We start from the raw sequence: 14,364 nt of genomic DNA on the forward strand, positions 1-14,364 counted from the left end.
GGTCGGCCCCGCCGGGACACCGGCGCAGTGCAGCGAGGAAAGGGACGCGATGAGCACGGGACGCATCGACACACACCATCACATCGTCCCCCCGGTGTGGGCGGCGGCGCTGGCGGCCGACGGCTACTTCGGCGGGCAGTCCACACCGCGGTGGAGCCCGGCGGCGGTCGGACTCCTCGACGAACTCCGCATCGACACCGCCGTGGTGTCGGTCGGCAGGCCGGGGGTGCACCTGGGCGACGACCGGGCGGCGCGGCGGCTGGCCCGCGAGGTCAACGAGTACGGCGCGGGCCTGGCGCGGGACCACCCGGGGCGCTTCGGCCTCTTCGCCTCCCTGCCGCTGCCGGACGTCGACGGCTCGCTCGACGAACTGTCCTACGCGCTCGACGAGTTGAGTGCGGACGGGGTGATCCTGCTCGCCAACTACGGCGGTGTGTACCTCGGCGACCCGCACTTCGAGCCGCTGTTCGCCGAGCTGGACAGGCGCGGCGCGGTGGTGTTCGTCCACCCGACGGCGCCGCCCGGGCCGCCGGTGCCGGGAGTGCCGCCGTTCAGCGCCGACTTCCTGCTGGACACCACCCGCGCCGCGCTCAACCTGGTGCGGCACGGGGTGGTGGCGCGGTACCCGCGGCTGCGGATGATCCTGTCGCACGCGGGCGGGTTCGTGCCGTACGCGGCGCACCGGATCGCGAGCCTCACCGAGGGCGCGGGCGGGCACACCACCACCCGGGAGGACTTCCTCGCGGACCTGCGCTCCTTCTGGTTCGACACCGCGCTGTCCGCGGGGCACGACACCCTGCCCACCCTGCTGGAGTTCGCCGGCCCCTCCCGGGTGCTGTACGGCAGCGACTGGCCGTACGCGCGCGGCGACAACGCCCAGTACTTCACCGCCCAGCTCGACTCCTACGGGCTCACGGACGAGCAGCGCGCCGCGGTCAACCGCGGCAACGCGCTGGCCCTGCTGCCCGGCATCGGGGGTGGTACGGCGGCACGGGGCGACGCGGCCTAGCCGCCACTCCCCCACGCCCACGTACACGTACAGGCACAGACACAGACACACCCACGCGCACACCCCCACCGGCACACCGCCGGGCACGCCCACCGCGACGCGAATCGTACGCATACCAACTTTTTCCGAGCGGGCCCCACCCCGACCTCCCGGGTCTTCAGGGCCCCGTGCGACACGGGAGTCCTGACTCGTTTCAGCGACGAAACGGAGCCAATGTGACACGAACGCGAAAGGCGGCCTGTCTGCTGCTGGCGGGGCTCACCCTGCTGCTCTCCGGCTGCGGCGCGCTGAGCGGCACGAACAGCCTGGGCGGTGGCTCGGACGACGGTCTCGTGTCCATCACCGCGGGGGTGGCAGCCTCGCAGTCGTCGACGGCGGTGATCGTCGGCGCCAAACACGGTTTCTTCCAGCAGAACGGCATCGACCTCACCCTCGCCCACGCGGGCACGGGGGCCGGGGCCATCACCCAGGTCATCAACGGCCAGCAGCAGGTGGCGCTCGGCGGCATCTCGCCGGTGATCATCGCCGCGGCCTCGAAGATCCCGGTGACGATCGTGTCGGGCTCGGTCGCCGACCGCCCCTCGGACGACGGGGCGCAGTACCAGACGATGGTGGCGGGCAAGAGCCCCGTCAGGTCCTTCAGGGACCTGGAGGGCAGGACGGTCGCCGTGAACTCCCTGAAGTGCTGCTGGGAGTTCTGGATCAGGGAGGCCATCCGCAAGGACGGCGGCGACCCCGCCAAGGTGAAGCTGGTGCAGCTCGCCTTCCCCGACCAGGTCACCGCCCTCAAGCAGGGCAAGGTCGACGCCATCAGCACCGCGCAGCCCTACGCCACCTCGCTCAGGCAGAGCGGCTACCGCGACATCGGGGACTCCCCCGCCGTCGCCTTCGACGACCCCTCGGCCGACAACACGGTCTTCTTCATGTCCCGCACGTTCATCAAGGACCACCCAGGCATCGTGGAAAGGTGGCGCAAGGCGGTGCAGCAGTCCAGTGAGTACGCCAACGCGCATCCCGAGGAGACGCGCGCGGCGGCGGTCGAGCAGACCGGCGCCGACCCGAAGCTGGTGTCGACGGCGCCCCTGCCGGCGTACACCTCGCTGGTGAGCCGAAAGGTGATCGAGAAGGAAGCGTCCTTCACGGTGAAGTACGGCGTGGTGGACTCCGCGCCGCAGTACGAGACGTACGTGGCGCCATGAGCGGCCGGACGACCGCCGCGGAGCTGACCGCGGCCCCGGCACCGGCGCCGCGGGCAGTACCGGCCGCCGAGCGGGAGCGCGCCCGGCTGTGGTTCCTGCGCGCGCTGCCCTGGGCCACCACCGCCGCGATCCTCGCGCTGTGGGAGCTGCTGGCCCGCACCGGGGCGCTGCCCGAGGAGATACCGCCGGTCACCGGGATCGCGGACGCCTTCCTCGAACTGGCGCCGGAGAAGCCCTTCGTGCACGCGCTGCTGGCCACCCTCGAACAGGCCGCGGTGGGGCTCGCCTTCGGCGCGGTGGCCGGGATCGCGCTCGGCATCACGGTGGGCGCGGTGCCGCTGCTGCACCGGCTGCTCCACTACGTGCTGGACTTCCTGCGGTTCGTGCCCGCGGTGGTGTACCTGCCGCTGCTGCTCCTGCTGCTCGGCGCCACGCCCCGGGTGGCGACGCTGCTCGGCGCGGTGGGCGCGCTGTGGCCGACGCTGTTCCAGGCGTACTACGGCGTCAGCGGCATGGACGGGGTGCTGCGGGACTCGGCGCGGGTGTTCGGGCTGACCGGGCGCCAGCGGCTGCTGCACGTGGTGCTGCCCACCGTGACCCCGTTCGTGGCGACCGGGGTGCGCATCGCCGCCTCGCACGTCCTGGTCGTGGTGGTCGCCGTGGAGATCATCTCGTCGGTGCGCGGGCTCGGCGCCGACATCCAGGTGTACGCCTCCAACGCCGTGTATCCGCGGATGTACGCGCTGGTCTTCGTGGTCGGCGTGCTCGGGGTGCTGGTGGACGTCGGCCTGCGCCTGCTCGAACGCCGGTGGCTGCGCTGGCACGTCTCGTACCGGGAGGGCTGACCCATGGCCATGCCGCACACCTCGAAGGCGCTCGGCCGCAGGACGGCCAGGTGGCTGGTGTCGCTGATCGTGCCGGTGGCGCTGCTGCTCGTGTGGTGGTTCGTGTCGCTGGACAGCACCTCACCGTTCTGGCCTTCGCTGAAGTCGATCGTGACGTCCTTCCGTGACCTGTGGCTCTTCGACCGCTTCGGCTCCGACATCCTGCCGAGCCTGGGGCGGATGCTCGCGGGGTACGCCCTCGCGGTGGTGGTCGGCGTTGGCCTCGGGGTGCCGCTGGGGCGGCTGCCCGTGCTGCGCCGCGCCTTCGAACCTGCGCTCCAGTTCCTGCGGGCGCTTCCCGCGACCGCGCTGGTGCCGGTGGGCATCGTGCTCCTCGGCATCGGCAACGCCCCGAAGATCGCCCTGACCGCGTTCGTCACCGTCTTCCCCGTGCTGCTGAACACCGTCGACGGGGTGCGCGCGGTGGGCAGGGAGCTGGAGGACACCGCCCGCTCCTACCGGCTGACCAGGGCCCAGCGGGTGCTGCTCGTGCAACTGCCCGCGGCGGCGCCGAACATCCTGGCCGGGATGCGGATCGCGCTCAGTGTCTCGTTCGTGATGATGGTGGTCACCGAGCTGACCGCCGCCACCAGCGGGATCGGGTTCGTCACGCTCCAGGCCCAGCAGAGCTTCCAGGTGTCCGAGATGTGGGCGGGCATGCTGCTGCTGGGAATCCTGGGCGTGCTCTTCAACGGTGCCTTCGTCCTCGTCGAGCGGCGGTTGCTGCGCTGGTACACCAAGGAGCAGGGGAGCTGACATGCTGACCGTGGAACACCTCCAGAAGTCGTACGACGTCCGGGGCAGCACCCTCGAAGTGCTCAGGGACATCACCTTCACCGTCCGCGAGGGCGAGTTCGTCAGCATCGTCGGGCCCTCGGGGGCGGGCAAGACGACGCTGCTGCGGTGCCTGTCGGGGCTGCTGCCGCGCACCGGGGGCCGGGTGGTGCTGACCGGCTCCGGGCGCCTCGTGGACAGCCCGCCGCCGGAGATCGCCTGTGTCTTCCAGGACTACAGCCGCTCCCTGATGCCCTGGTCGAAGGTGGCGCGGAACGTGGCCATCCCGCTGAAGAACAAGATCAGGGACCGTGGCGAGCGCCGCGCCGCGGTCGAACAGGCCCTCGCCGAAGTCGGGTTGGAGGGCTTCGGCGACCACTACCCCTGGCAGTTGTCCGGCGGTATGCAGCAGCGGGTGGCCATCGCCAGGGCCATCGCGTACCGGCCGCAGTTCCTCATCATGGACGAGCCGTTCGCCTCGGTGGACGCCCAGACCCGGGCCGACCTGGAGGACCTGGTGCTGCGGGTGCGGCACGAGGCCAACCTGACGATCGTGCTCGTCACCCACGACATCGACGAGGCGGCCTACCTCGGCGACCGGGTCGTCGTGATGTCCGGCAGACCCACCACCGTCCGCAAGATCATCGATGTGGACCTGCCCAGGCCGCGCAGCCAGGTGGGCACCAAGGCACTGCCCCGCTTCACGGAGCTGCGCACCGAGGTGCTGAAGCTGATCAGCGAGTCCGGCGGCGCCGGGGGTGCCGGGGGTGCCGCGGCTGGCGGCGCGGCCGACGGCGCCGCTTCGACGCCCGTATGAGCGGGGCCAGGGCAGCAGAAACCGACGGCAGCGACGCTACGGAGAACCGCGTGGAACTCTCGGAACGGCTCAACCACCCCGTCAGCACAGCGGAGTTGGAGCGCCGCTGGCGCGCCGTCAGGGCGGGCATGGCCCACCGGGGCATCGATGTGCTGGTGGCGCAGACCAGCAACGACTACGTCGGCGGCTACATCCGCTACCTCACCGACATCCCCGCCACCAACGGCTATCCGGTCACCGTCGTCTTCCCCCGCGAGGAGCCGATGACCCTCATCAGGCACGGCGCCCGCGGCGAGGACCTGCGGATCGCCCCCGAGGCCGACCCCGTACTGCGCGGTGTGGGCAGGGCGATGGCGAGCCCCTTCATGGCGTCCGCCGCCTACACCCGGCACGACGCGGCCGACATGGCCCTGGACGCGCTGCGGCCATGGGCGGGCGGGCACATCGGCTGGGTGGGCACCGCCACCATCCCGATGGCGTTCGGCGACCACCTGCGCCGCCATCTGCACGCGGCCCGCTTCTCGGAGGCGGCCGACGTCGTCGACGTGGTGCGCGCGGTGAAGTCCGCGGAGGAACTCGACCTGGTCAGGGCCACCGCGAAGCTCCAGGACGCCGCCATCGAGGCCGCGTTCAAGGCGGTGGAACCGGGCCTCAGGGACAGCGACATCGCCGCCGTCGCCCAGCACACCGCGCACGGCCTCGGCAGCGAGCAGGGCATCTACTGGTGCGCCTCCACCCCGCTCGGCACCCCGGGGCGCATCGCCCACCCGCACAGCCAGCACCGGGTGATCCGAGAGGGCGACGCGTTCCATCTGATGGTGGAGGTCAACGGGCCCGGCGGGATGTACACCGAGATCGGCCGCTCCGGCATCGTCGGCGAGGTGCCGGAACGGGTCGCCGAGGAGTACGAGTTCTGCCTGCGGGCGCAGCGGTTCTGCTACGGCCTGCTGCGCCCCGGCGCCCGCCCCGCGGACGTCTGGTCCGAGTACAACGCCTTCCTGCGGGACAACGGGCGCCCCGAGGAGCTGCGACTGCACTGCCACGGCCAGGGCACCGACCTGGTGGAGCGGCCGTTGATCAGGGCGGAGGACGACATGCCGCTCAGCGCCGGTATGAACATCGCCTGCCACCCCCGCTACAACCTCGACGGCTTCTGCCACTGGGTCTGCGACAACGTCATCATCGGCGCCGACGGGGTGGAGGAACTGCACCGCTTCGACAAGGCGTTGGCGGTGCTGGGCTGAGATGGGGCGGGGTGAGAGGGGTCCGGGTCGGACGGGTGCGGGTGGGGCGGGCTCGGGTGGGGCAGGCACGGGTCGGACGGGTTCGGCCGGGGTGGGTGGTGCGCGGGGGGTGGTGGTGGCGGCCGGTCCTGGCGATGCGCTCGGCGCGCTCGGTGCCGCCGCCCCCGGGCGGGCGCGGGCGGTCGCGCTCCCGGAACCCGGGGCGGCGGACGCGGTGCTCGACGCCGTCGAGTTCCTGGTCCTGGACCACACCCGTACGGACCTGCTCCCCGCCCTCGCCGGCATGCGCGCGCTGCGCCTCGTGCACACCCTCGTCGTCGGCACCGACTGGCTCGCACCCCATCTGCCGCCCGGGGTACGGCTCGCGCGCCCGGCCGGGAGCAGGGACAACGGGGTCGCGGAGTGGGTGGCGTCCGCGCTGCTCGGCCTCGCGAGCGGGCTGCTGCCCGCCGCCCGCGACCAGCACCGCGCCCGCTGGCGCCGTACGGAGAGCACGGAGCTGTACGGCAGCAGGGCGGTGGTGGTGGGCGCGGGCTCCGTGGGGCGCGCGGCGCGCGACCTGCTCACCGGGCTCGGGGTGCGGGTGACACTGGTGGCGCGCACCGCACGTGAGGGGGTGGAGCCGGTCGCCCGGCTGCCTGAACTGGCCGCGGAGACCGATGCGTTGGTGCTGCTGGTGCCCGCCACCCCGGAGACGGTGGGCCTGGTCGGCGCGGAGGTGCTGAAGCGGCTGCCGGACGGCGCGGTGGTGGTGAACGCGGCGCGCGGCCCCGTGCTGGACACCGCGGCGCTGACCGCGGAGGTGGTCGCGGGCCGGCTGCTCGCGGTCCTCGACGTCACGGACCCCGAGCCGCTGCCCGGGGACCATCCGCTGTGGCGGGCGCCGGGGTGTGTGGTGTCCCCGCACATCGCGGGCGCCACCCGGCAGGGCAGACGGCGCGCGGTGCTTGCGGCGGCCGGAGCGCTGCGCCGCTACGCGGCCGAGGGGGGCGGGGCGCGGTGAGGGTGCGCGGGGCGGTCAACGTGGCGGACGTACGGGCGCTGGCGCTGCGGCGGCTGCCGCGCCCGGTGGCGGACGTGGTGGAGGGCGGCGCGGAGGACGAGGTCACCCTGCGCCGCAACGTGGCGGCGTTCCGGCGGCTGCGGCTGCTGCCGAGCGCGCTCGCGGCCCCCGGCGGGCGGGACACGTCGGTGGAGGTGTTCGGGCAGCGGCTCGCCACCCCGGTGCTGCTGGCGCCGACCGGCGCCGCCCGGGTGCTGCACCGGGAGGCCGAACTCGCGGTGGCCCGCGCCGCGGCGGCCACCGGCACGGCGTATGTGCAGGCCATGGTGGGCAGTTACCCCCTGGAGGCGACGGCCGCGGTGTCGGCGCCCGAGCGGTGGTTCCAGCTCTATCTGTGGCACGACCGGGAGGCGGTACGGGCGCTGCTGCACAGGGTGCGGGCGGCCGGGTACCGGGTGCTGGTGGTGACGGTGGACAGCGCGGTCTTCGGCAACCGCGAGCGGGACCGCAGGAGCGGCTTCTCCCTCCCGATGCGCTTCGGCCCGCGCACCCTCGCGCACTGCGCGACCCGGCCGGTGTGGGCGGCGGGCCTGGTACGGGGCGAGTTGGCGCGGCGCGGCTCGGCGGCGGGCCGGGTCAGCCCCCATACCCAGCAGCGGGCCATGCTGCGCACCTTGTACCCGGTGACGGCCGCCGACCTGGAGTGGCTGCGCGCGCGGTGGAGCGGCCCGCTGGTCGTCAAGGGCGTGCTGCGTCCCGGGGACTGCGGGCCGCTGCTGGACCTCGGGGTGGACGGCATCGTGGTGTCCAACCACGGCGGCCGCCAACTCGACCGCGCCCCCGCCTCGTTGGACGCGCTGCCCGGGGTGGTGGCGGAGGTGGCGGGCCGCGCGGAGGTGTTCCTCGACGGCGGGGTGCGCCGCGGCACCGACGTACTGGCGGCGCTGGCGCTCGGCGCCCGCGCGGTGCTGATCGGCAGACCGTATCTGTACGGCCTGGCGGCGGGCGGGCAGGCCGGGGTGGAGCACGTGGTGCGGCTGCTGACGTCGGAGCTGGACCGGGCGCTGGCGCTGACGGGGTGTGCGAGCCCCGCCGACGTCGACGGACGGCTCCTGGACGGTGTGCGGGGGCGGACGCCCGCCGAGGCGGGGGCTAGCGAGGTGTGAGCCCCTGGTCCCCCGGGGTGTCGACCGCCCGGCGCAGCCGGGTCGGGTGCGCCATGTGGGACAGCTTCTCCGGGTTGCGTACCGCGTAGAGCCCGGTGACCAGGCCGTTGTCGATGCGCATCGCGAGGACGGTGTCGAGTTCGCCTTCCACGTGGAAGACCAGCGCGGGCCAGCCGTTGACCTGTGCGGGCCGCAGGGTGCCCAGCTCCCGCATCCTGGCCGTTCCGACGTCGAGGACGCGGGAGACCTTGTCGGCGCCGACGACCGGCCGCGGCAGGGACTGCCGCACGCCTCCGCCGTCGCCGAGGAGGACGACGTCCGGCGCGAGGACGTCAAGCAGCCGCTGTAGGTCGCCGGTCTCCACGGCCCGCCGGAAGGCGGCGAGGGCGTCCGCGGTCTCACCCGCGGTGACGGCCTCGCGGGGCCTGCGGGCCGCGACATGGGCCCGCGCCCGATGCGCGACCTGGCGCACGGCGGCGGGGGCCTTGCCGACGGCCTCGGCGATCTCGTCGTATCCGAGGGCGAACACCTCCCGCAGCACGAACACCGCGCGCTCGGTCGGGGTCAGGGTCTCCAGCACCAGCAGCATCGCCATGGAGACACTGTCGGCCAGTTCGACGTCCTCGGCGACGTCGGGCGTGGTGAGCAGCGGTTCTGGCAGCCAGGTGCCGACGTAGGACTCCTTGCGGCGGCCGAGGGTGCGCAGCCGGCCGAGGGCCTGGCGGGTGGTGATCCGCACCAGGTACGCGCGCCGCTCCCGCACGGTGTCGAGGTCGACGCCCACCCAGCGCAGCCAGGTCTCCTGGAGGACGTCCTCCGCGTCGGCCGCCGAGCCGAGCATCTCGTAGGCGACCGTGAACAGCAGGTTCCGGTGGGTGAGGAACACCTCGGTGGCAACATCCACACCCCCGCCGCCCCCGACGGCGGAGCCCGCCGCACCGCCTCCGGCGCCTTGGTGGCCCCCGGCTCCCACATTACCCAAGTCGCCCATGCCGCCTGTGTCGTTCATACCGTCCCCAACGTGCCCGTCCCGCCCAGTGCCCACTGATCCTCCCGTCTGCCCCTTCGGGGGCCGTCCCGCGCGCCTCATGCACACGGGACGCCGCTCACGGCGGTTCTGTGACATCCGCGGCCGGTGGTACAGGTCACACCTCCACGGTGTCACGGCACGCGGCCGCCCGGCATCTGGTGTTCGACAGCCCGCGCGGCCCGGGCGAGAGCGCCCCTACGACCCGGAACACCGCCGGACTCCGATCCAGGACAGCCCATCCCCAGAACAGTGAGGACCCTCCCATGACCGCTGCGACCCCCATGACCCCCGTGACCCCGGAAGCGCCCCGTTTCGACATGTTCGGAAACGACCTCGGCGCCAGGTTCTCCAAGCGCTTCGCCAACGCGTCGCTGCTGATCCACCAGTCGACGCTGCCGCGTGCCACCCAGGAACTGGTGTCGCTGCGGGCCAGCCAGATCAACGGCTGCGGCTGGTGCGCCGACATGCACACCAAGGAGGCGGCCGCCGCGGGCGAGAGCGCGGTGCGGCTCAGCCTGGTGGCGACGTGGCGCGAGTCCACGGTGTACACCCCCGCCGAGCGCGCCGCCCTGGCCATGGCCGAGGAGGGCACCCGCCTCGCGGACGCCCACGAGGGCGTGTCGGACGAGACGTGGTCCGCGGCACGCGAACACTACGACGACGACCAGATCGCGGCCCTGGTAGCCCTGATAGCCCTGATCAACGCCGCCAACCGCCTGGCAGTCATCGTCCACCAGAAGGGCGGCTCGTACGAGGCGGGGATGTTCTCGGCGATGATCGACTAATCCTATCCCGCCCCGGCCCCTACGGGGGTGGGGTCGGGGCACGGGGGGCCTGGGAACTCCGCTAGGGCCTGCCGACCCGTCCCAGTCGGCCGGATATGAACTCCGCGGCGGTGTAGTCCTTCCCGCGGCCCAGCGCCTCCAGGGATGCCGCCACGGCGGCGGCCTTGTCGGCGGGGAGGCTGCTGTCCTGGACCATGCGCGCCAGCAGCTTGTGGGTGCTGTAAGGCGTGATGTTGTGGTGGAGCGCCTCGACGCGCGCGTCGTAGTCCTCGCAGAGGAGGTACGGAGCGACCTGCTGGAGCCGCTCGGCGACCGCCATGATGACCGATTCCGCCCAGTGTTCCGCCGGGTGCCGCAGGCTTCGACCGCCGCGCATGATGTCCCGGATCTCCACGACCCGTGCTGGCGGGGCGAGTTCGCCCGTGTCGACCGGCTCGCCGAGCCAGTCGGCCTGTCCGAGGGCGGTACCGGCGAGGCTCCTGGTGTCCGGTGGGCCGTGGTCCGCGAGGCCCGTCAGTTCGTCGACCACGACGTCCAGCAGGACGCGGCGGTGCGGGACGAGTTCGTCCATGACGATCTGGCGTAAGTTGCCGTCGGCGGCGAGGGACAGCAGGGACGAGGTGTCGACGAACCAGACGGACGGCTTCGCGGGCGCGGGAGCCGGCACCGCGCCGACGGGGGTCAGGTGAGCACCCCTGAGTCCGCTTCCATCACGGCGTCCCACAGCACGTCATCGTCGTCGCGTTGCAGCAGGGTGGCGACCAGGCCGAGGCCGACCTGCTGCCGACGCGCCGCGTCGACCGCCGCGGCGAGCAACCGCTCCGGCGCGCGCACGGTGTGCCTGACCGTGATCCCGGCCCCGGTGGGAGCGGCGGAGGCGTGGCGCCTGACGAGGTCTCCCACCCGCTGGCCACGCAGCAGCCTGTTCTGCTCGTACGTGATCAGGCCCAGCACGCAGAGCTGGTAGACCAGCGCGGCGAGGGAGACGCCGAACTGCTCCATGAGCGCCACCAGACCGCGTTCGGTGACGCGACCGCCGCTCAGCCATCCCAGGGTCTCCCTGATGCCCTCCTCCGGCATCAGCAGGTGCCCGGCGAAGGCGTTCACCCGCTTCTCCTGGAGATCGTCGGCGAACATGTCGGGCTCGCCCTCGTTGATGACGGCCCGGGGGTCGCCGAGCAGGTGGTGGCCCAGCTCGTGGGCGAGGGTGAAGCGGACGTGTCCCGGCGAGAAGTCGGTGCTGGCGACGATCAGCGCCACCCCTTCGCCGTGGGCGCAGAGGCCGTCCGTCCTGGTCCCGAGGGGGGACAACGCGACGTCGACCCCGAAGTGCCGCTCGATCAGGCCCGGGAGGTCCCCCAGCTCATGCGAGCCGAGGCCGAGGTCCTGCCGGGCACGCCGGGCCAGGTGCCGCCCCTGCCGCTCCGCCTCGGCGCGGTTGCGCGGACGGCGGGACATCTCTCCGCGTGCGTGGTCGAAGACCCGCTGTCCCGCCGCGGTCGGCGCGGCGGGCGGTGGTGTCGCGCGCTGTGCCAGGACGTCCTCCACCTCCATCAACTGCAAGGCCCGGCGCCTGGCGTTGTCCTGCTCCCCGTCCCCCGCGCCTCCCGCCAGCCGGTGCGCCATGGCCAGGGTGGGCCGGGACGGCCGCCCGAGGAGGTGGTCGACCGTGACCCCGAGGGCTTCTGCGAACTTCGGCAGCTCCCGGACGCTGATCCTGCGCCGACCGTTCTCGATCTTGGAGATCTGGTCCTTGCCGAGACCGACGAGGGCGCCGAGCGCCTCGCCCCCGAGCGCGCGGCGCGCTCGTGCCCTGCTGACCCGCCGCCCCACGTCCGCGGCGCTAGCGGCCCGGGTCGAGGGCTCTTCCGGCAGCAACGGCCCCAGCGCTTCTCTCCCCGTAAGTCCGCCTGCCACAGCGGCCCCCTCCCTCACCGTCGACACCGTCCCGGCCAGTGTCGCAACCACCCGCCGAAATCGCAACTACCGCTATCACCTGGTTGCGATTTCTTCCCCGGAGGTGGCCCACACCCCCCCCGGCCCCCTCCCCCGCCACCGCACTCACCGCCGCACGACCAGGCTCACCGGCCTCCCCACCCGCCCGTTTCGCCATGGAGGCCCGCTCCCGCCTCACGTAAGTTGGCCCCGTGAGCGGAACGAGTGCCGTTCCGTGTTCCGCAGAGGCGAAGGAGTGGTCATGGCCGCCAAGGACGGGAAGGCTTCCCCGGGCCGTAGGAGGACCGCCGCCGCACCGGCCGGTGCCGCCCAGGCCGCCCCCGCCGCGAACGGCGCGGGACCGCTGCCCGCGTACTCGCTGGAGTCGGTCGACAGGGCGCTGCGCCTGCTTGCGCTGCTGCCCGGCCGGCACCGGCTGCGGGTCACCGATGTGAGTCAGGAGCTGGGGGTGGCCCCCTCCACCGCGCACCGGCTGCTGTCCACCCTCGCCTACCGCGGCTTCGTCGCGGTGGACCACCGCACCCGCACCTACCGGATGGGCCCCGCGCTGCGCGCCATCGCACAGGCCGGGCAGTCCGAGCCCGACCTGCCCGCCCGCGCCCAGCCACATGTGGCACGGCTGTCGCGGACGCTCGACGAGACGGTGAACCTGGTGGTGCTCGAAGGCGCCTTCTGCCGTTTCGTGGGCGGTGTGCCGGGCGAGCGCCCGCTGCGGACCAGCGTGCGGATGGGCGCGGTGCTGCCGAGCCACACCGTCTCCGGCGGCAAGGTGCTGCTCGCCGAGCTGCCGCACCGCCAACTGATCGCGCTCTTCGCAGGTCAGGACATGCTGCCGATGACGGACCGCACCATCGTCAGCCTCGACGCGCTCCGCGAGGAGCTGACCACGGTGCGCGGGCAGGGATACGCGCTCAACGACGGCGAGTCGGAGGAGGGCATCACCGCGGTGGCGGTGCCCGTCCGGGACGCGGACCGGGTCGCGGTGGCCGCGCTCGCGGTGTCCGCGCCCTCGGTGCGGATGAACTCCCAGCAGGTGACGGCGGTTCTGGGCCCCCTCAGGGAGACGGCGGCGGCGATCGGCAACGCCCTGGAGGAGGAGGCGTAGCCCCCACCGCGCCCCCCGGCCCCCTCCCTCTCACACACCCCCGCCCCACGCCCGCCCGCTCCCCGCCGATGTCACTTTTCCGCTGAGAAGAATGTGAGGGGGGCATGTATTCCGCATCGCGGGTCGCGGACCTACTGTGAAGAGGCGGCGGCCGCTTCGTGCGCCCCTCGGAATCCGGGGTGCCGCCCCGCGCTCCCGCCCGCCATCCGACGCCTTCACGGAGGAACTGCCATGACGGAACTCCAGCAGAGCGACGAGACCGCGCGCACCGCGGCCGGGGACCCGCCGGAGCTGACCGCGTTCTACGCGCAGGTCGCGGCGTACGAACTCCAGCCGCTGTGGACCCAGACCGCCGAGCTGATGACACCCACCCCGAAGCCCCGCTCGGTGCCGTGGGCCTGGCACTGGGACCTGCTGCACCGGCTCGCGAGCCGCTCCGGCGACCTGGTGCCGGTGGAGCGCGGCGGCGAGCGCCGGGTGCTCGCGCTGAGCAACCCCGGTCTCGGCGGGCTCCCGTACGCCACCGAGACCCTGTGGGGCGCGGTGCAGTTCCTCGGGCCCCGGGAGAGCGCTCCCGCACACCGGCACAGCCCCGGCGCGGTGCGGTTCGTGCTGGAGGGAACCGGGGTGTGGACGATGGTCAACGGCGACGCGTGCTCGATGCGCCCCGGCGACCTGGTGCTGACGCCCGGGTGGGCCTGGCACGAGCACCACAACCTCAGCGACGACCCGATGATCTGGTTCGACGGCCTCGACCTGCCGATGGTGGCGGGCCTCGGCGGGGTGTTCTTCCAGCCGCGCGAGGAGCTGGACCTCGACGCCGAGAAGCCCGCGCCCCCGGTCAGCCGCAGCGAACTGGTGCACGGCGCCGCGGGCGTCGTGCCCGACCCGCTGCCGTCCCGCCCCGCGCACTCGCCGCTGCTCGTCTACCGCTGGAAGAACACCGACGCCGCGCTCGGCGGCCTGCTCGACACCACCGGGGAGCGCACGGCGCGCATTCGCTTCACCGACCCCACCACGGGCGGCGACGCGCTGCCCACCATGCGCTGCGCCATGGAGCGCGTACTGCCGGGCGCCCGCACCCCGAGCGTCCGTACCACCGGAAGCTCGGTGTACGTGGTGCGCTCCGGGTCGGGGCGCTCGGTCGTCGGCGGCACCGCCATCGACTGGCGCGCGGGCGACATGTTCGCGGTGCCGAGCTGGGCCGCGGTGGACCACGAGGTGGGCGAGCCCTCCGACCTGTTCCAACTCAGCGACGCCCCGGCGATGGAGGCGCTCCGGCTCGACCGGCACGAGACGCTGGAGGAGCACCAGGAGGTGCGCTCGGTGTTCAGGGCGCCCGAGGTTCCGGGCGCCTCGCGGGGGTGAGTACCGGGGGCTGACGCCGCGTCA

14 protein-coding genes are annotated in these 14,364 nt (G+C 73.3%); 11 read left to right on the top strand and 3 right to left on the bottom strand.

Annotated elements, in window-relative coordinates; translation table 11 throughout:
- Nucleotides 1–49 precede the first annotated feature (49 nt).
- From ACIBIW_RS16625 to ACIBIW_RS16660, 8 genes are all read left to right on the top strand, one after another.
- A complete protein-coding gene (locus tag ACIBIW_RS16625) occupies nt 50–1,009 on the top strand; it encodes an amidohydrolase family protein (RefSeq protein WP_399336577.1) in 960 nt (319 codons plus the stop codon).
- 215 nt (nt 1,010–1,224) lie between these two features.
- Nucleotides 1,225–2,208 carry an ABC transporter substrate-binding protein gene (locus ACIBIW_RS16630; RefSeq protein ID WP_399336579.1) on the top strand — a complete coding sequence of 328 codons (984 nt, stop codon included), beginning with the start codon at nt 1,225–1,227 and terminating at the stop codon, nt 2,206–2,208.
- A complete protein-coding gene (locus ACIBIW_RS16635; RefSeq protein ID WP_399336581.1) occupies nt 2,205–3,053 on the top strand; it encodes an ABC transporter permease in 849 nt (282 codons plus the stop codon). Before ACIBIW_RS16630 ends, ACIBIW_RS16635 begins: the two co-directional genes overlap by 4 nt.
- Before the next feature lie 3 nt (nt 3,054–3,056).
- Nucleotides 3,057–3,848, top strand: a complete 792-nt coding sequence (locus ACIBIW_RS16640) for an ABC transporter permease (RefSeq protein WP_399336583.1) — start codon at nt 3,057–3,059, stop codon at nt 3,846–3,848.
- A gap of 1 nt (nt 3,849) precedes the next feature.
- On the top strand, nt 3,850–4,683 hold the full coding sequence (locus tag ACIBIW_RS16645) for an ABC transporter ATP-binding protein (protein WP_399336585.1): 834 nt from the start codon (nt 3,850–3,852) through the stop codon (nt 4,681–4,683).
- A 50-nt stretch (nt 4,684–4,733) separates the two neighbouring features.
- A complete protein-coding gene (locus ACIBIW_RS16650) occupies nt 4,734–5,927 on the top strand; it encodes a M24 family metallopeptidase (RefSeq protein WP_399336587.1) in 1,194 nt (397 codons plus the stop codon).
- 109 nt (nt 5,928–6,036) lie between these two features.
- Nucleotides 6,037–6,930, top strand: coding sequence for an NAD(P)-dependent oxidoreductase (locus ACIBIW_RS16655; protein ID WP_399336589.1), 894 nt, complete (start codon nt 6,037–6,039; stop codon nt 6,928–6,930).
- On the top strand, nt 6,927–8,096 hold the full coding sequence (locus ACIBIW_RS16660; RefSeq protein ID WP_399336591.1) for an alpha-hydroxy acid oxidase: 1,170 nt from the start codon (nt 6,927–6,929) through the stop codon (nt 8,094–8,096). Before ACIBIW_RS16655 ends, ACIBIW_RS16660 begins: the two co-directional genes overlap by 4 nt.
- On the opposite strand, the gene ACIBIW_RS16665 is transcribed toward ACIBIW_RS16660, so the two are convergent.
- On the bottom strand, nt 8,083–9,087 hold the full coding sequence (locus tag ACIBIW_RS16665) for an RNA polymerase sigma-70 factor (RefSeq protein ID WP_399336742.1): 1,005 nt from the start codon (nt 9,085–9,087) through the stop codon (nt 8,083–8,085). The two genes, ACIBIW_RS16660 and ACIBIW_RS16665, sit on opposite strands and share 14 nt — an antisense overlap.
- 302 nt (nt 9,088–9,389) lie before the next feature.
- On the opposite strand from ACIBIW_RS16665, the gene ACIBIW_RS16670 reads away from it, so the two are divergent.
- Nucleotides 9,390–9,911, top strand: coding sequence for a carboxymuconolactone decarboxylase family protein (locus ACIBIW_RS16670; protein WP_399336593.1), 522 nt, complete (start codon nt 9,390–9,392; stop codon nt 9,909–9,911).
- Nucleotides 9,912–9,972: 61 nt separating this feature from the next.
- Here the strand turns inward: ACIBIW_RS16670 and ACIBIW_RS16675 are convergent, their stop codons facing one another.
- Complete coding sequence (locus ACIBIW_RS16675; RefSeq protein WP_399336595.1) at nt 9,973–10,578, bottom strand: hypothetical protein; 606 nt, start codon at nt 10,576–10,578, stop codon at nt 9,973–9,975.
- 14 nt (nt 10,579–10,592) lie between these two features.
- The gene (locus ACIBIW_RS16680; protein ID WP_399336597.1) at nt 10,593–11,828 is read right to left on the bottom strand and encodes a helix-turn-helix domain-containing protein; all 1,236 of its coding nucleotides are present in this window, start codon (nt 11,826–11,828) and stop codon (nt 10,593–10,595) included.
- Between the two features lie 280 nt (nt 11,829–12,108).
- Here ACIBIW_RS16680 and ACIBIW_RS16685 point away from each other — a divergent pair, with 280 nt between their 5' ends.
- Both ACIBIW_RS16685 and ACIBIW_RS16690 read left to right on the top strand, forming a co-directional pair.
- Entirely contained in the window at nt 12,109–12,972 is an 864-nt protein-coding gene (locus ACIBIW_RS16685) for an IclR family transcriptional regulator (protein ID WP_399336599.1), read from the top strand.
- A gap of 231 nt (nt 12,973–13,203) precedes the next feature.
- Nucleotides 13,204–14,340, top strand: a complete 1,137-nt coding sequence (locus tag ACIBIW_RS16690) for a cupin domain-containing protein (protein WP_399336601.1) — start codon at nt 13,204–13,206, stop codon at nt 14,338–14,340.
- The last annotated feature ends 24 nt before the right edge of the window (nt 14,341–14,364 follow it).

It is taken from the genome of Streptomyces sp. NPDC050560 (assembly GCF_044457285.1).
Lineage (GTDB): Bacteria > Actinomycetota > Actinomycetes > Streptomycetales > Streptomycetaceae > Streptomyces.

Excerpts from the sequence above, each read along its gene's own strand:
- ACIBIW_RS16635 (WP_399336581.1), top strand. The coding sequence starts at position 2,205 with ATGAGCGGCCGGACGACCGCCGCGGAGCTGACCGCGGCCCCGGCACCG.
- ACIBIW_RS16670 (WP_399336593.1), top strand. The coding sequence starts at position 9,390 with ATGACCGCTGCGACCCCCATGACCCCCGTGACCCCGGAAGCGCCCCGT.
- ACIBIW_RS16645 (WP_399336585.1), top strand. The coding sequence starts at position 3,850 with ATGCTGACCGTGGAACACCTCCAGAAGTCGTACGACGTCCGGGGCAGC.
- ACIBIW_RS16625 (WP_399336577.1), top strand. The coding sequence starts at position 50 with ATGAGCACGGGACGCATCGACACACACCATCACATCGTCCCCCCGGTG.
- ACIBIW_RS16685 (WP_399336599.1), top strand. The coding sequence starts at position 12,109 with ATGGCCGCCAAGGACGGGAAGGCTTCCCCGGGCCGTAGGAGGACCGCC.
- ACIBIW_RS16690 (WP_399336601.1), top strand. The coding sequence starts at position 13,204 with ATGACGGAACTCCAGCAGAGCGACGAGACCGCGCGCACCGCGGCCGGG.
- ACIBIW_RS16640 (WP_399336583.1), top strand. The coding sequence starts at position 3,057 with ATGGCCATGCCGCACACCTCGAAGGCGCTCGGCCGCAGGACGGCCAGG.
- ACIBIW_RS16665 (WP_399336742.1), bottom strand. The coding sequence starts at position 9,087 with ATGGGCGACTTGGGTAATGTGGGAGCCGGGGGCCACCAAGGCGCCGGA.